Below are 15084 nucleotides of genomic sequence, written 5' to 3'. Positions count from 1 at the left end.
CGTTCAATCGCGGACGGAGTCCGCTCCTACGCAGGCCGAGCCATGTCATTCCCCTGTAGGAGCGCGCCCTGCGCGCGAATCGCGGGCAGGGCCCGCTCCTACGATCGTGCTTCCTGGAACCGCGGACTCTGTCCGTGGTTGGCAACGGCGGGTCAGGCCACACCATCCTCCGCCAACTCCAGGAACGCGCTCACCACCCGCAACCCGCGGCGCCGCTCCAGGCAGCCGATGGAATGGCGGTTCACCAGTTCCTCGCCGACCAGCGGCACGGCGCGCACCCGCGGGTCGCGGCTCACTTCCAGCGAGGAGACGATGCCGATGCCCAGTTCCGCCGCCACCGCCTCGGTGACCGCCTCGCGGCTGCTCAGCTCCATCAGCACCCGCGGTTGTATCGGCAGGGCGCCGCAGGCGCGGTCGAAGGTGCGCCGGGTGATGGAGTCCGCCTCGCGCAGCACCATGATCTGCCCATCCAGCTCCGCCAGCGGCACGCCCTCGCCGCGCCCGCACCAGGGGTGCTCCGCCGGCAGCAGGGCGCACAGGTGCGATTCCACCAGCTCGCGCAGGTACAGCCCGGGGCGCTCGTCCACCTCGGTCACCACGGCGACGTCCACGTGCTCGCTGAGCAGGGCGCTCAGCGTCTCGTGGGCGTTGCCCAGGCGCAGGTTGACGGTGATGCCCGGGTAGCGCGCGCGCAGGCGGGCGAGCAGGGGCATGACCAGGTGCGGGCCGTCGGCCGCCACCTCCAGGCGCCCGCTGAGCAGCTTGCGGTTGGCGTCGAGCAGCGTCTCGGCCTCTTCCTCCAGGGCGAACAGGGTACGGCTGATGGCCGCCAGGCGGCGGCCTTCCTCGGTCAGCTCGACGGCGCGGGCGGTGCGCCGGAACAGGTTGACCTGGTAGTGCTCCTCCAGCGCCTTGACGTGCCCGGTCACCGCCGGCTGGCTGATGAACAGGCGCTCGGCGGCGCGGGTGAAGCTGCCTTCGCGGGCGACGGCGTCGAAGGCGCGGAGCTGGAACAGGTTCATGGGTATAGGTCCGACTTATGCCTGGGATCATGACAAACAATTTGAGCGATAACTCGCCGCTTGGCAACGTATGCCCAGGCCCGGTCGACGGGCCGTGACAAGAACCTCACCCCGCACAGGTTTTCCCCTGAAGAGGAACCGAGCATGAGCACTGCCGAGCGCGCGCCCATCCTGCTGACCCCCGGCCCCCTGACCACCTCCCCGCGGACCCGCCGCGCGATGCTGGTCGACTGGGGCTCCTGGGACAACGACTTCAACGCCCTGACCGCCAGCGTCTGTTCCCGCCTGCTGGCCATCATCCACGGCGAAGGCAGCCACACCTGCGTTCCGCTGCAGGGCAGCGGCACCTTTTCCGTCGAGGCCGCGGTGGGCACCCTGGTGCCGCGCGACGGCAAGGTGCTGGTGCTGATCAACGGCGCCTACGGCAAGCGCCTGGCGAAGATCTGCCAGGTGATCGGCCGCGAGTTCTCCACCTTCGAGACTGAGGAAGACGTGCCCACCACCGCCGAGGACGTCGACCGCCTGCTCGCCGCCGACCCGGCCGTGACCCACGTGGCGCTGATCCACTGCGAGACCAGCACCGGCATCCTCAACCCGCTCGAGGCCATCGCCAAGGTCATCGAGGCCCATGGCAAGCGCCTGATCATCGATGCCATGAGTTCCTTCGGCGCGCTGGACATCGACGCCCGCAAGGTGCCCTTCGACGCGCTGATCGCCGCCTCCGGCAAGTGCCTGGAAGGCGTGCCCGGCATGGGCTTCGTGTTCGCCCGCAACGCCTCGCTGGCGGCCAGCGCCGGCAACTGCCACTCCCTGGCCATGGACCTGCAGGACCAGCACGCCTACATGGCCAAGACCGGCCAGTGGCGCTTCACCCCGCCCACCCACGTGGTCGCCGCGCTGCACGAGGCGCTGACGCAGTACGAGGAGGAGGGCGGCCTGGCGGCCCGTCACAAACGTTACGCGGACAACTGCCAGACTCTGCTGGACGAGATGGCCAAGCTCGGTTTGCGCAGCTTCCTGCCGGCGGCCATCCAGGCGCCGATCATCGTCACCTTCCACGCCCCGCGCGATGCCCGCTACAACTTCACCGAGTTCTACAACCGGGTGCGCGAGAAGGGCTACATCCTCTACCCGGGCAAGCTGACCCAGGTGGAAACCTTCCGCGTCGGCTGCATCGGCCAGGTCGACGCCCAGGGCATGCGCGAGGCGGTCGCCGCCATCGCCGAGACCCTGCGCGAGATGGAAGTCTTCGAAGTCTGAACCCCTTTCCCGGCGCAGGCCCGGCCTGCGCCCGACAAACAGGATGGAAGCGATGAACTACGAACAACCCAAGCAACTGCAAGCCGCCGTTCTGGACTGGGCCGGCACCGTGGTCGACTTCGGCTCCTTCGCGCCGACGCAGATCTTCGTCGAGGCCTTCGCCGAGTTCGGCGTGCAGGTCAGCCTGGAGGAAGCCCGCGGCCCCATGGGCATGGGCAAGTGGGACCACATCCGCACCCTGTGCGACATCCCGGCCATCGCCGAGCGCTACAAGGCCAGGTTCGGCCGCGTCCCGAGCGACGACGACGTCACCGCCATCTACGAGCGCTTCATGCCGCTGCAGATCGAGAAGATCGCCGAGCACTCGGCGCTGATCCCCGGCGCCCTGGAAGCCATCGAGCAACTGCGCGAACAGGGCCTGAAGATCGGCTCCTGCTCCGGCTACCCGGCGGTGGTGATGGAGAAGGTGGTCAAGCTGGCCGCCACCAAGGGCTACGTCGCCGACCACGTGGTGGCCACCGACGAAGTGCCCAACGGCCGCCCGCACCCGGCCCAGGCCCTGGCCAACGTGATCGCCCTGGGCATCGACGACGTGGCCGCCTGCGTGAAGGTCGACGACACCTGGCCGGGCATCCTCGAAGGCCGCCGCGCCGGCATGTGGACGGTGGCGCTGACCTGCTCGGGCAATGCCCTGGGCCTGACCTATGAGCAGTACAAGGCGCTGCCGGCGGACAAGCTGGAGCAGGAGCGCCGGCGCATCGGGCAGATGTTCGAGGGCTCGCGCCCGCACTACCTGATCGACACCATCGCCGAGCTGCCGGCGGTGGTGGCCGACATCAACGCCCGCCTGGCGCGCGGGGAGATGCCGCAGAGCTTCTGAGGTTTTCCGGTGTGAGACAAAGGCCCGCCTCGCAGGCTGTGTGAAAACCTCAGGATCGGTCCCACTGGTTAAAAAACAACCTGGATTTCGCGTTTCTACGTGGATTCTGGATTGGCTGAATAGCCAAGCCTCTTCAGATTTCACGTAAGAACGCGCTCTTCGAAGAGCCGCTCGGTTTTTCACACAGCCTGCTCGGCGGGCCTTTTTCGTTGCTGGGTGGGGGCTTTTCGTAGGAGCGAGCTTGCTCGCGAACGGTGCTCACCGGCGGTTATGGCGTATTGGGTTGGCCCCGCAACCCTCTCCCCAGCCCTCGGCTGCGCGCCCCGCCCTGAAGGGAGAGGGGGCTAGTCCGTGCCGAGAGAGGATTTGATGTCAGCCGGCAACTCCAGAGTTACCGGCTGACTCTGGAAAACCCAACCGCTCCGAACGGTCCCCTCTCCCTTCAGGGAGAGGGTTAGGGAGAGGGCGCTCTCAACCCCAGCACCTGCAATCCCCAGCCAACTCTGTTCGAGAGCAAGCTCGCTCCTACGAAAAGCCCCTCAATTCACCACATTGCGCACGAAGCGCAACAGGCTGTCGCCCAGGTTCCGGTAGGAGAACCGCTGGTTGCTCTTGAACACGTGGAAGCCGCCGCTGGCCACTTCCCAGCGCTGGCCGTCGATCTCCAGGGTCAGGTGGCCCTCGATGACGTAGACCATGTCGTACCAGCCTTCGGCGTCGGGTTCGGCGTCGTAGCTGTCGCCCGGGGCCAGGGCCCAGTGCCACAGCTCGGCCTGGCCCCTGGCCGGGGTGCTGGCCAGCAGGGTGCCGCGGCTGTCGGCCTGGCGGCCGGCCCAGGCCACCACGTCGACGCGGGCGAGGTCGCCGGCCTGGGGCGCGCGCACCAGGTCGGCGAAGGTCACCGCGAGGGCCGCGGCGATGCGGTCGAGGGTGGCCAGGCTGACGTTGGTGTCGCCGCTCTCGATGCCGACCAGCATGCGTCGGCTGACGCCGCTGGCCTTGGCCAGGGCGTCCTGGCTCAGCCCCGCGGCGCGGCGCAGGGTCTTGACGTTGTCGGCGACGTGGACGAGCACGCTGGGGCGTTCATTGGTGTTGGGCAATATATTGCTCATTCGACCGGTTTTGCGCATTATGTTGCACATAAGCATACGCCAGGTCCCTGGCCACATTTCAACCCTTTTGGTCTGCCCCCATGCCGCGTTCCCGTTTCGCCACGCTGTTCTTCCCGGTCGCCCTGCTGCTGGTCGCCATGGCCTCGATCCAGGGCGGCGCGGCCCTGGCCAAGAGCCTGTTCCCGGTGCTCGGCGCCCAGGGCGTGACGGCCATGCGCCTGCTGTTCGCCGCCATCATCCTGCTCGCCGTGCTGCGCCCCTGGCGCAAGCCCGTCGCGCGCGGCTCCTGGGGCCCGCTGCTGGCCTACGGCATCACCCTGGGCTGCATGAACCTGATGTTCTACATGGCCCTGCGCACCATCCCCCTGGGCGTCGGCGTGGCCCTGGAGTTCACCGGGCCGCTGGCGGTGGCACTGTACTTCTCGCGCAAGCCCATCGACTTCCTGTGGATCGCCATCGCCGTGCTCGGCCTGTGGCTGCTGCTGCCCGTCGGCGACCTCGGCCACGGCGTCGACCCGCTGGGCGCCGCGCTGGCGCTGGGCGCCGGGGCCTGCTGGGCGATGTACATCCTGTTCGGCCAGCGCGCCGGCAACGACCACGGTACCCAGACGGCGGCCATGGGCGTGACCATCGCGGCGCTGTGCATCTTCCCCGTCGGCCTGGCGCATTCGGGCGCCGCGCTCTTCGACCTGCAACTGATCCCGGCGCTGCTGGGCGTGGCGGTGCTCTCCAGCGCCTTGCCCTACACCCTGGAGATGATCGCCCTGACGCGCCTGCCGGCGCGCACCTTCGGCACCCTGATGAGCATCGAGCCGGCCTTCGCCGCGCTGTCCGGCCTGGTGTTCCTCGGCGAGCAGCTGACCTCGCTGCAGTGGCTGGCCATCGCCGCGATCATGGTCGCCTCGGTGGGCACCACCCTGACCAGCCAGCCGAAGCCGGCGGCCGCCAGCGTGGCGGCGGACTGATCAGGCGCCGAGCGTCGCCGCCAGCCGTTCCTGGATGAAGTCCAGGAAGCACTGGATGCGCAGCGCCAGCTGCGAGTTGCGGTAGTACACCGCGTTGATCGGCTGGTGCTGCTCGCGCACCCACTCCGGCAGCACCTTGACCAGGCGCCCGGCGGCGATGTCGTGGCAGGTCATGAAGCCCGCCAGGCAGGCGATGCCCTGGCCGGCCAGGGCCAGCTGGCGCAGCGTCTCGCCGCTGGAGGCGGAGAGATTGGGGGTGATGGCCAGGCTCTCGCCGCCGGCGTGGCGCAGCGGCCAGATGTTCAGGCTCTCCGGCTGGGTGAAGCCGAGCAGGCTGTGTCGCGCCAGGTCCTCCACGCTCTGCGGCGCGCCGTGCCGCGCCAGGTAGGCCGGGCTGGCCAGCAGGTTCAGGCGGCTGCTGCCCAGCGGCCGGGCATGCAGCGTCGAGTCGCTGAGGGTGCCGATGCGGATGGCGATGTCGGTGCTCTGTTCCAGCAGGTCGATGTTCAGGTCGTTGGTGTTCAGCTGCAGCTCGATGTCCGGGTACTGCTCGCGGAAGGTGCCAATGTGCGGCACCACGGCGTGCAGCATGAAGGGCGAGGCAGCATTGATCCGCAGGCGCCCGGCCGGCCGTTGCCGGCGCAGCGCCAGGCGTTCCTCCAGGTCCTCCATCTGCGCCAGGATGTGCCGCGCGCTGTCGAGGAAGAGCTGGCCCTCCTCGGTGAGCTTCATGCGCCGCGTGGTGCGGTTGAGCAGGGTGGTGCCGAGCTTGTCCTCCAGGCGAGCCAGGGTGCGGCTCACCGCCGAGGCGGTGAGGCCGAGCTGGTCGGCGGCGGCGGTGATGGAGCCGCTGTCGATGACGGTGGTGAAGGTGCGCAGTTCGTCGGATTGGACTTTCATTGGGGGCCTTGGGGCTGGCGAGGTTGTTTGTGAGTGGCACTTTCCGGTGGGCGCGGTGCATTGGGTTGACTGCGTTCCCTCTCCCCAGCCCTCTCCCTGAAGGGAGAGGGGGCTTGTCCGTGCCGAGAGAGGTGATGGTTTCAGCTGGGAACCTTTGGTGTTGCCGGCTAACGCCAGAATACCCAGCTCTGCCCAACGGTCCCCTCTCCCTTCAGGGAGAGGGTTAGGGAGAGGGTGTTCTTCAGGCCAAGTACCGAGATTGCCGGCGAAGCCCCGTTCGCGAGCAAGCTCGCTCCCACAAGTAAAGCCGCCGCTCAGAACGTCCCCGGATAAGCCCCGCCATCCAGCAACAGGTTCTGCCCGGTGAGGTAGCCGGCGTGGGCGCTACAGATGAAGGCGCAGAAAGCCCCGAACTCCTCCGCCGTGCCGAAGCGCCCGGCGGGGATCGCCTGCAGCCACTGCTCGACCTTGCCCTGGTCGTCGCCCAGGCCCTTGCGCAGGCGGTCGGTGTCGAAGGAGCCGGGCAGCAGCGCGTTGAGCGTGACGTTGCGCGAGGCCAGGTGCGGCTGGCGGGCAAGGCCTGCGACGAAGCCGGTGAGGCCGCTGCGCGCGCCGTTGGACAGGCCGAGGATGTCGATGGGTGCCTTCACCGCCGAGGAGGTGATGTTCACCACCCGGCCGAAGCCGCGCTCGGCCATGCCGTCCACCGTGGCCTTGATCAGCTCGATGGGGGTGAGCATGTTCAGCTCCAGGGCGCCCAGCCATTCCTCGCGGCCCCAGGCGCGGAAATCGCCGGGCGGCGGGCCGCCGGCGTTGTTGACCAGGATGTCTACCTGCGGGCAGGCCGCCAGCAGCGCCGCGCGGACCTCCGCCTGGCCCACGTCGCCGGGCACGCAGCGCACCTCCACGCCCGGCGCGTGCCGGCGCAGTTCCGCGGCGGTGGCCTCCAGGGCCTCGGCGCCGCGGGCGTTGATCACCAGGTTCACGCCTTCGCCGGCCAGCGCCCTGGCGCAGCCCTTGCCCAGGCCCTTGCTGGCGGCGCAGACCAGTGCCCAGCGTCCTGCGATTCCAAGATCCATGGTGTTCTCCTGTTCGAAGCGAAAGTGGCGGCCACGACATTTACCCGTGCCGTGGCCGAGGCGCAAGCCGCCGCTTTCAGTCCCAGGCCGGGGCCAGGCCGGCCGGGCTGGTGATGCGCTCGTTGCGCTCCAGGCCGGCGATGGCGGCCATGTCCGCCTCGCTCAGGCTCAGCTCGCGGGCGGCGAGGTTGCTCGCCAGGTTGGCGCGCCTGGTGGAGGAGGGGATCACCGCGTAGCCCAGCTGCATGGCCCAGGCCAGCGCCACCTGCGCTGGGCTGGCGCCATGGCGCTGGGCGATCTCGCCGATCACCGCGTCGCCCAGCACCCTGCCGTAGCCCAGGGTCATGTAGGAGGTGATGCGGATGCCGTGGCGCTTGGCGAAGTCGGCGACCTTGTGGTTCTGCAGGTAGGGGTGCAGCTCCACCTGGTTGGTGGCGATCTCGCCGGCGCCGACCACGTCGATGGCCTGCTGCATCAGCGCCAGGGTGAAGTTGGACACGCCGATCTCGCGGGCCAGGCCGCTCGACTTGGCTTCGGCCAGGGCCTCCATGTACTCGGCGACCGGCACCGCGCCGCCCGGCGAGGGCCAGTGGATCAGGCAGAGGTCGACGTAGTCGGTCTTCAGCTTGCACAGGCTCTCCTCCAGGCTGGGGACCAGCCGGTCGCGGGAGAGGTTCTCGGTCCACACCTTGGTGGTCAGGTACAGCTCGCCGCGGGGCACGCCGCTGGCCAGCACGGCCCGGCCGACCTCGGCCTCGTTGCCGTAGATCTGCGCGGTGTCGATGGCGCGGTAGCCCAGCTCCAGCGCGGTGGACACCGAGTCGATGACCACCTGGTCCTTGAGGCGGAAGGTGCCGAGGCCGAGGTCGGGAATGCTCATGGGAATCTCCAGTGGGGGATGGGTTGTACTGGAGCTTAGTATCCCGGGAGGCACTGCTGAGAAAAACGCCGGTAGCGGCAAAGGATAGTTGCCGTGGATTCACGAATTGTAGGAGCGGGCCCTGCCCGCGATTTCGCGCGCAGGGCGCGCTCCTGCAGGGGAATGGTGCGGGGATCTCATCCGCGATCGCGCCGGTGATTCCGGCTATCGCACGGCTTTTCGTAGGAGCGAGCTTGCTCGCGAACCGCATGGCACCGCGTTTGTTCGCGAGCAAGCTCGCTCCTACGAAGAGCGCGCAAAAGAAAAGCGCGAGGCTCAGTTGCCGGCGGCGGCCGCGGCGGCCTGCTCGGTCAGGGTCTCGGTGTGGTCGCCGTGGTTCTTGCTGAACTGCGGGGCCAGGGAGCCGATGATCATGCCGAAGGCGCTGCAGATCAGGCCCACCAGCTGCGGCGGCCAGAAGTCGCCTTCCTGGTGGCCCATTTCCAGCGAGATCCAGCCGATCAGGCCACAGGCGATGGCGGTCAGGGCGCCCTGGGTGGTGGCGCGCTTCCAGAACAGGCCGAAGAACAGCGGCACCACGGCGGCGACCAGGGTCACCTTGTAGGCGTTGCCGACCATCTCGTAGATGCTGGCGTTGGAGTACAGGGCGAACACGCAGGTGGCGATGGTCATGGCCAGCACGCTGGCGCGCATCAGCTTCAGCGCCTGGTGGTCGTTCAGGTGCGGCAGCATGGGCTTGAGGATGTTCTCGGTGAGGGTCACCGAGGGGGCCAGCAGGGCGCCGGAGGCCGAGGACATGATCGCCGAGAGCAGGGCGCCGAAGAACATGATCTGGGCGAACATCGGGGTGCGCTCCATGATCAGGTGCGGCAGGATCTGCTGGGCGTCCTCGTTCAGCCAGTGCTGGACCATCTGCGGGTCGATCATCGACGCGGCGTAGGTCAGGAAGATCGGCAGCATGCAGAACACCAGGTAGCAGCAGGCACCGGTCATGGTGGCGCGCGAGGCGATCTTCTCGGTCTTGGCCGACATCACCCGGGCGTACACGTCCTGCTGCGGGATGGAGCCGAACATCATGGTCACCGCCGCGCCGAGGAAGGCGACTATGTCCTTGGCCGAGGTGCCCTGCAGGAAGTGGAACTTGCCTTCGGCCGCGGCGTGGCTGATCACCACCTGCGGGCCGCCGGCCATGTCGCCGATCAGCCAGACCAGGTAGCACAGGCCGCAGACGATGATGATCATCTGCAGGAAGTCGGTCAGGGCCACGGACCACATGCCGCCGAACAGGGTGTGCAGCAGCACGATCACGGTGCCCAGCAGCATGCCCTGGGTGGTGGTGATGGCGCCGTCGGAGAGCACGCTGAAGCACACGCCCAGCGCGGTCAGCTGGGCGGCGACCCAGCCCATGTAGGAAATGATGATCACCAGGCTGGTGAAGATTTCCACGTGCTGGCCGAAGCGCTTGCGGAAGAAGTCACCGATGGTCATCAGGTTCATGCGGTACAGCGGGCGGGCGAACACCAGGCCCACCAGCATCAGGCAGCCGAAGGAGCCGAAGGGGTCTTCGATGATCCCGGCGAAGCCTTCCTGGAGGAAGGTGGCGGGAATGCCCAGGACGGCTTCGGAGCCGAACCAGGTGGCGAACACCATGGTCACGACCAGGGGAAGGACATGCTGCGGCCGGCCGCTGCGTAGTCCGAGGAGTTGTGCACGCGGGTCGCGGCGTAGAAGCCGACGATGACCGTAATCAGCAGGTAGATCCCGACAAACCAGATCAGCATTTGTTCGTTCTTTCCATTGGCTGGCCAGGTGCGCGCGGCGGGGTAGGGAGGCGCAGACTGGCAGGTTTTTGTTTTTGGACTTGGCGGCCCGGCTTGCGCCAGGCCCGGTCGGCAGGAGGGGCTGCCGGCCGGGACGCAACGGGCGAGCAGTCTGCCAAAGACGTAAAATATGTCAAACAATTACAGAGCAATTGAATGAAAAAAATGACAGGCGTGCTGTCTTGATTCACCCAACTGTTTGATTTAGTGCGGTTGCTCTGTGCCGGTAGTCAGAAATATTTGACAGCTGGTGTTCGATAAGAACAACGCTCGTGCCGGTCGGCGTGACCTGGGAGGCGTTTCGTGACTGTTGCGTCCAGATCATGCCCGCGCCCCGGGGCCTCCCGCTTTCGTCCAGGGGGCGCCGGCCGCGCCGCGCATTGACCCGGCGGGTATGGAAAACCGCCGCCAGCCAGTAGAATCGCGGCTTTTTCGCACAAGGACGCCCCATGAGCCTCTACCAGCCCGGCATTCTCGCCACCCCGGTGCCCGCCCACGCCCGCCACCTGTTCTTCGACCTGCAGGCTGCCGAGCACCTGCCGGCCGCCCTCGACCGCCTGCTGCGCCTGGCCGATGGCGAGGCCGTGGTGGTCGGCTTCGGCGAATCGCTGGTGCGCGCGCTGGGCCGCCAGGTCGCGGGGCTGCGCGAGTTCCCGGCGCTGGCCGGCGTCGGCGTCGACAACCCTTCCACCCAGCACGCCCTGTGGCTGTGGCTGCGCGGCGAGGAACGCGGCGAGCTGCTGCTGCGCACCCATGAGCTGGAGCGCGAGCTGGCGCCGGCGCTGGTTCTCGCAGACAGGGTCGAGGCCTTCCGCCACGGCGCCGGCCTGGACCTGACCGGCTACGAGGACGGCACCGAGAACCCCCGGGACGACGACGCAGTGGCCGCGGCGGTGGTCGCCGGCGCCGGTGCCGGCCTGGACGGCGGCAGCTTCGCCGCCCTCCAGCAGTGGCGCCACCAGCTGCAGGTCTTCGCCGCGCTGCCCCAGGCCGAGCAGGACGACATCATCGGCCGGCGCAAGCGCGACAACGAGGAACTGGACGAGGCGCCCGAGTCCGCCCACGTCAAGCGCACCGCCCAGGAGAGCTTCGAGCCCGAGGCCTTCGTGGTGCGCCGCTCCATGCCCTGGACCGCGGGCAGCGACGCCGGCCTGATGTTCCTGGCCTTCGGCCGTACCCTGGATGCCTTCGAGGTGCAGCTGCGGCGCATGAGCGGCCTGGAGGACGGCATCGTCGATGCCCTGTACCGCTTCAGCCGCCCGCTCAGCGGCGGCTACTACTGGTGCCCCCCGCGCGGCGCGGCCGGTCTGGACCTGAGCGCGCTGCTGGGTTGAGGCGCCCGGGCACCCGCCGCGGCGGGTGCCCGCCTGCTCAGCGGCTGAGGTGGATGCGCATCTGCGTGTAGCCGTTGACGAAGCGGCCGGTGCTGCCGAAGGCCGCGTAGCGGAAGGCCCGGTGCATGGCGGTGAGGCCGTTGCAATGCAGGTTGCGCAGCTTGCGGTAGGCGTTTCGATAGTGATGAAGGAAGTTCTGCACGAAGGACTTCTCCCTGTTCGTGTCTGGGCGATCCCTGCGTTGAGCGGTATCGACAGTATGGTTGGGCCTGGAGAGCCTGCCAGTCGCCGGTTCGTCAAACTTATGGCGACATCCGGCGAACGATGCATTTCGCTCCAATTCGGCGTCGTAAATCTGACTATGGCGCGGCGACGCTGGCAATCTGATTTCGTCCAGGCCGTTTTCCAGTCCTATCCCCGAAAGACCGCAGAAGATCGCGACCGTTCCCGTCACGCTTGAAATTGACGCAGCCCTGTCTGTCAGACGTCTGATCGCCCACCCGGCCGCGCTAGCCCCGGCGACGCCGCTGGCCCGTCACTGCGACCGGCGCTTGACGGCCGCCCCCGGCTTCGCCTAAGTTGGCCGCCATGACCCGCACATCCCTGAACCTCGGCCGAATCATTATTACCGCCATTACGCAATTGGCGGGTTAGCCGACGTCCACCGAACCCGCCCTAGAGGCGGGTTTTTCATGACTGTCTCCAGGGCGCCGAAAAAGAGCCCAGCAGGAGACAGGCAATGAGCCCCCACCGTGTGACCCAGGCCATCGAACAGGCGGATCGACTGATCAACGCCCGGCAGTTCGAGCCCCTCATGGACTTCTACACCGACGACGCCACCCTGGTGTTGCGTCCGGGCCTGAGCGTCTGCGGCAAGGCGCAGATCCGCCGCGCCTTCGAGACCATCGACCAGTACTTCCACGGCAGCCTGCAGGTACGCCAGGCCGCCATGGAGGTGCTGGAGGCGGGCGACACCGCGCTGGTGCTGGCGCGCACCCTGGTGGCCGGCGAGACCGACGAGGGCCCGCAGGTGCAGGCGCGCAAGGCCACCTACGTGTTCCGCCGCGAGGCCGACGGCCAGTGGCGCTGCGCGGTCGACAATTCCTACGGCGCCGACCTGCTCGACGGCCTGCCGGCCGGCGGCCGAACCCGGGAGGCGCGGGCATGAGCCAGGACGCGCTGCTCAAGGAATACGTGCGCAAGATCCTCGCCGCGCCGGTCTACGACGTGGCCATCGAAACCCCGCTGCAGGGCGCGCGGCAGCTTTCCGAGCGCCTGGGCTGCCAGGTGCTGCTCAAGCGCGAGGACCTGCAACCGGTGTTCTCCTTCAAGCTGCGCGGCGCCTACAACAAGCTGGCGCAGCTGAGCGCGGCGGAGCGGGCGCGCGGGGTGATCGCCGCTTCCGCCGGCAACCATGCCCAGGGCCTGGCGCTGGCGGCGAAGGAACTGGGCGTGAGCGCGACCATCGTCATGCCGCGCACCACCCCGAGCTGAAGGTCCAGGGCGTGCTGTCCCGCGGCGGCGAGGTGTTGCTGCACGGCGACGCCTTCCCCGAGGCCCTGGCCCACGCCCTGCAACTGGCCGAGGCCCACGGCTATACCTTCGTGCCGCCCTACGACGACCCGGACGTGATCGCCGGCCAGGGCACCGTGGCCATGGAAATCCTCCGCCAGCACCCCGGGCGCCTGGACGCCATCTTCGTGCCGGTGGGCGGCGGCAGCCTGATCGCCGGCATCGCCGCCTACGTGAAGTACCTGCGCCCGGAGGTGAAGGTCATCGGCGTCGAGCCGGACGACTCCAACTGCCTGCAGGCCGCCCTGGTGGCCGGCGAGCGCGTGGTGCTGCCGCAGGTGGGCATCTTCGCCGATGGCGTGGCGGTGGCGCAGATAGGTGCGCACAACTTCGAGGTGTGTCGCCATTACGTGGACGAGGTGATCACCGTCAGCAGCGACGAAATCTGCGCGGCGATCAAGGACATCTACGACGACACCCGCTCCATCACCGAACCCGCCGGCGCCCTGGCGGTGGCCGGGATCAAGCGCTACGTCGAGCGCGACGACGCGGCGGGGCAGACCCTGGTGGCCATCGATTCCGGCGCCAACATCAACTTCGACCGCCTGCGCCACGTGGCCGAGCGCGCCGAGCTGGGCGAGCGCCGCGAGGCCATCCTGGCGGTGACCATCCCCGAGCGCCCGGGCAGCTTCAAGGCCTTCTGCGAGGCGGTGGGCAAGCGCCAGATCACCGAGTTCAACTACCGCTACGACCGCAGCGAGGAAGCGCAGATCTTCGTCGGCATCCAGACCCACCCGCAGAACGACCCGCGCCCGGCCCTGGTGGAGCGCCTGCGCGAGCAGGGCTTCCCGGTGCTGGACCTGACCGACAACGAGGCCGCCAAGCTGCACATCCGCCACATGGTCGGCGGCCGCGCGCCGCAGGTGGAGCAGGAGCGGCTGTTCCGCTTCGAGTTCCCCGAGCGGCCGGGCGCGCTGTTCAACTTCCTCAGCAAGCTCGGCGGGCGCTGGAACATCAGCCTGTTCCACTACCGCAACCACGGCGCCGCCGACGGCCGCGTGCTGGCCGGCCTGCAGGTGCCCGAGCACGAGCGTGGCGAGCTGGGCGCGGTGCTGGACGCCATCGGCTACCGCTACTGGGACGAGAGCGAGAACCCGGCGTACCGGCTGTTCATCGGCTAGGGCAGGGCAGTGGACTGGCGAACTTCGCCGCGATTGGCCCTTGGGCCGGCCCCGGGCCGGGGTAGCTTGGGGGCACAACCCAAGGGGCCCGTGGCCCGAGGAGCCGTCCCATGTCCATCCGCAACCCCCGCCACCTGCTGCTCGCCGGCCTGGCCCTGGTGCTGGCGCTGCCCGCGCTGGCCCTTGCCGGCGGCCACGAGAAGATCGCCACCCTGCAGGAACACGCGCTGCCCGACGCCCCCGGCAAGAAGGGCTTGCTGATCGAGGTCAGCTACAAGCCCGGCGAGGCGTCGGGGCCCCACGTGCATGCCGGCGCGGTGTTCGCCTACGTGCTGGAGGGCGCGGTGGTGTCGCAGCTGCAGGGCCAGGCGCCAGTGACCTACAAGGCCGGCCAGTCCTGGTACGAAGCGGCCAACACGCCGCACCTGGTCTCGCGCAACGCCAGCGCCACGCAGCCGGCCAGGCTGCTGGTGTGGATGCTGCTGGACGAGCAGGCCCCGGTGCTGACCCCGCTGAAACAGTGAGATTGCCGCCGCCGGCCATTTCTGCTGGGATGCCCCGGTCGACCGTCAACGAGGGGCCCGCCATGGCCAGCTACCAGGAACTCTTCGCCATCGGCGAAAACTTCGACGCCTTCGTCGCCCACGGCCTGCCGGCGGAAATCGCCGCGGTGCGGGTGGTGCAGCGAAGGCTCGACGAACCGGGCCTGATCGGCGCGGCCACCGGCGAACGCCTGGCCGCGGTGCAAGGCCGCTACCACCTGCTGGTGGCCGGCGAGATGTGGTGCCCGGACTGCCAGCTCAACGTCACCGCGCTGGACTGGCTGTGCCGCCGGCAGCCGCGCATCGACCTGGCGGTGATCTCCAAGGGCCGCGCCGAGGACGACCTGCGGCAGCGCCTGGGCCTGGAGCGCATCGCCATCCCGGTGGTGGCGGTGCTGGACGCCGGGTTCGAGCTGGTGGGGCGTTTCGTCGAGCGGCCGCAGGCGGTGGTTGCGGGGTGGGATAGGGTGAAGCCGGCGTACCGGGCGGGGGATTACCTGGAGAGCACGGTGCTGGATTTGCTGGGGGTGTTCGAGGGGGTGGAGGGGCGGGAGTTTGCCGGCGAGTGAGGTGTGCCGGGTTGGCTCCGCACCCTCT

Annotated in this window: 13 protein-coding genes and 2 pseudogenes; 8 read left to right on the top strand and 7 right to left on the bottom strand. The window is 68.6% G+C overall.

The window, feature by feature from the left end; translation table 11 throughout:
- Positions 1–152 precede the first annotated feature (152 nt).
- Positions 153–1022 carry a LysR substrate-binding domain-containing protein gene (locus tag PKO50_RS17110; protein ID WP_275626700.1) on the bottom strand — a complete coding sequence of 290 codons (870 nt, stop codon included), beginning with the start codon at positions 1020–1022 and terminating at the stop codon, positions 153–155.
- 144 nt (positions 1023–1166) lie between these two features.
- Here PKO50_RS17110 and PKO50_RS17105 point away from each other — a divergent pair, with 144 nt between their 5' ends.
- On the top strand, positions 1167–2282 hold the full coding sequence (locus PKO50_RS17105) for a 2-aminoethylphosphonate--pyruvate transaminase (RefSeq protein WP_275626699.1): 1116 nt from the start codon (positions 1167–1169) through the stop codon (positions 2280–2282).
- Between the two features lie 52 nt (positions 2283–2334).
- On the top strand, positions 2335–3162 hold the full coding sequence (gene phnX, locus PKO50_RS17100; protein ID WP_109932070.1) for a phosphonoacetaldehyde hydrolase: 828 nt from the start codon (positions 2335–2337) through the stop codon (positions 3160–3162).
- A 539-nt stretch (positions 3163–3701) separates the two neighbouring features.
- Here phnX and PKO50_RS17095 read toward each other — a convergent pair.
- The gene (locus tag PKO50_RS17095; RefSeq protein WP_275626698.1) at positions 3702–4304 is read right to left on the bottom strand and encodes an XRE family transcriptional regulator; all 603 of its coding nucleotides are present in this window, start codon (positions 4302–4304) and stop codon (positions 3702–3704) included.
- Between the two features lie 50 nt (positions 4305–4354).
- Here PKO50_RS17095 and rhtA point away from each other — a divergent pair, with 50 nt between their 5' ends.
- Positions 4355–5239 carry a threonine/homoserine exporter RhtA gene (rhtA, locus tag PKO50_RS17090; protein WP_109933349.1) on the top strand — a complete coding sequence of 295 codons (885 nt, stop codon included), beginning with the start codon at positions 4355–4357 and terminating at the stop codon, positions 5237–5239.
- Here rhtA and PKO50_RS17085 read toward each other — a convergent pair whose 3' ends face one another.
- The 4 genes and pseudogenes from PKO50_RS17085 to PKO50_RS17070 all read right to left on the bottom strand — a co-directional run bounded on the left by PKO50_RS17085 (position 5240) and on the right by PKO50_RS17070 (position 9879).
- A complete protein-coding gene (locus PKO50_RS17085) occupies positions 5240–6139 on the bottom strand; it encodes a LysR family transcriptional regulator (RefSeq protein ID WP_275626697.1) in 900 nt (299 codons plus the stop codon).
- A 314-nt stretch (positions 6140–6453) separates the two neighbouring features.
- The gene (locus PKO50_RS17080) at positions 6454–7218 is read right to left on the bottom strand and encodes an SDR family oxidoreductase (RefSeq protein WP_275630411.1); all 765 of its coding nucleotides are present in this window, start codon (positions 7216–7218) and stop codon (positions 6454–6456) included.
- A 76-nt stretch (positions 7219–7294) separates the two neighbouring features.
- Positions 7295–8098 (bottom strand): 2,5-didehydrogluconate reductase DkgB, encoded by an 804-nt coding sequence (dkgB, locus tag PKO50_RS17075; protein ID WP_275630410.1) that lies wholly within the window; start codon positions 8096–8098, stop codon positions 7295–7297.
- Positions 8099–8413: 315 nt separating this feature from the next.
- Positions 8414–9879 (bottom strand): annotated as a pseudogene (locus PKO50_RS17070) (sodium:solute symporter family protein).
- A 488-nt stretch (positions 9880–10367) separates the two neighbouring features.
- On the opposite strand from PKO50_RS17070, the gene PKO50_RS17065 reads away from it, so the two are divergent.
- Positions 10368–11252, top strand: coding sequence for a Dyp-type peroxidase (locus PKO50_RS17065; protein ID WP_275630409.1), 885 nt, complete (start codon positions 10368–10370; stop codon positions 11250–11252).
- A gap of 37 nt (positions 11253–11289) precedes the next feature.
- On the opposite strand, the gene PKO50_RS17060 is transcribed toward PKO50_RS17065, so the two are convergent.
- The gene (locus tag PKO50_RS17060) at positions 11290–11454 is read right to left on the bottom strand and encodes a hypothetical protein (protein ID WP_158546406.1); all 165 of its coding nucleotides are present in this window, start codon (positions 11452–11454) and stop codon (positions 11290–11292) included.
- 537 nt (positions 11455–11991) lie between these two features.
- On the opposite strand from PKO50_RS17060, the gene PKO50_RS17055 reads away from it, so the two are divergent.
- The 4 genes and pseudogenes from PKO50_RS17055 (at position 11992) to PKO50_RS17040 (ending at position 15056) form a co-directional block, all read left to right on the top strand.
- Complete coding sequence (locus PKO50_RS17055) at positions 11992–12420, top strand: SgcJ/EcaC family oxidoreductase (protein WP_089394356.1); 429 nt, start codon at positions 11992–11994, stop codon at positions 12418–12420.
- A gap of 11 nt (positions 12421–12431) precedes the next feature.
- Positions 12432–13945: pseudogene (gene ilvA, locus PKO50_RS17050) on the top strand (threonine ammonia-lyase, biosynthetic).
- Positions 13946–14055: 110 nt separating this feature from the next.
- Complete coding sequence (locus PKO50_RS17045) at positions 14056–14469, top strand: cupin domain-containing protein (protein WP_275630408.1); 414 nt, start codon at positions 14056–14058, stop codon at positions 14467–14469.
- 62 nt (positions 14470–14531) lie between these two features.
- Positions 14532–15056, top strand: a complete 525-nt coding sequence (locus PKO50_RS17040; RefSeq protein ID WP_275630407.1) for a thioredoxin family protein — start codon at positions 14532–14534, stop codon at positions 15054–15056.
- Positions 15057–15084 lie beyond the last annotated feature (28 nt).

The sequence above is a fragment of the Pseudomonas sp. 273 genome, from assembly GCF_029201425.1.
GTDB lineage: Bacteria > Pseudomonadota > Gammaproteobacteria > Pseudomonadales > Pseudomonadaceae > Pseudomonas > Pseudomonas delhiensis.
The sequence above is the reverse complement of the archived record's forward strand: the minus strand, read 5'-3'. Positions and strand labels throughout refer to the sequence as shown.

What these genes read in the sequence shown, in the direction of transcription:
- PKO50_RS17105 (WP_275626699.1), top strand. Translation starts at nt 1,167, where the DNA reads ATGAGCACTGCCGAGCGCGCGCCCATCCTGCTGACCCCCGGCCCCCTG.
- phnX (WP_109932070.1), top strand. Translation starts at nt 2,335, where the DNA reads ATGAACTACGAACAACCCAAGCAACTGCAAGCCGCCGTTCTGGACTGG.
- PKO50_RS17045 (WP_275630408.1), top strand. Translation starts at nt 14,056, where the DNA reads ATGTCCATCCGCAACCCCCGCCACCTGCTGCTCGCCGGCCTGGCCCTG.
- PKO50_RS17055 (WP_089394356.1), top strand. Translation starts at nt 11,992, where the DNA reads ATGAGCCCCCACCGTGTGACCCAGGCCATCGAACAGGCGGATCGACTG.
- dkgB (WP_275630410.1), bottom strand. Translation starts at nt 8,098, where the DNA reads ATGAGCATTCCCGACCTCGGCCTCGGCACCTTCCGCCTCAAGGACCAG.
- PKO50_RS17085 (WP_275626697.1), bottom strand. Translation starts at nt 6,139, where the DNA reads ATGAAAGTCCAATCCGACGAACTGCGCACCTTCACCACCGTCATCGAC.
- rhtA (WP_109933349.1), top strand. Translation starts at nt 4,355, where the DNA reads ATGCCGCGTTCCCGTTTCGCCACGCTGTTCTTCCCGGTCGCCCTGCTG.
- PKO50_RS17095 (WP_275626698.1), bottom strand. Translation starts at nt 4,304, where the DNA reads ATGTGCAACATAATGCGCAAAACCGGTCGAATGAGCAATATATTGCCC.
- PKO50_RS17040 (WP_275630407.1), top strand. Translation starts at nt 14,532, where the DNA reads ATGGCCAGCTACCAGGAACTCTTCGCCATCGGCGAAAACTTCGACGCC.
- PKO50_RS17065 (WP_275630409.1), top strand. Translation starts at nt 10,368, where the DNA reads ATGAGCCTCTACCAGCCCGGCATTCTCGCCACCCCGGTGCCCGCCCAC.
- PKO50_RS17110 (WP_275626700.1), bottom strand. Translation starts at nt 1,022, where the DNA reads ATGAACCTGTTCCAGCTCCGCGCCTTCGACGCCGTCGCCCGCGAAGGC.
- PKO50_RS17080 (WP_275630411.1), bottom strand. Translation starts at nt 7,218, where the DNA reads ATGGATCTTGGAATCGCAGGACGCTGGGCACTGGTCTGCGCCGCCAGC.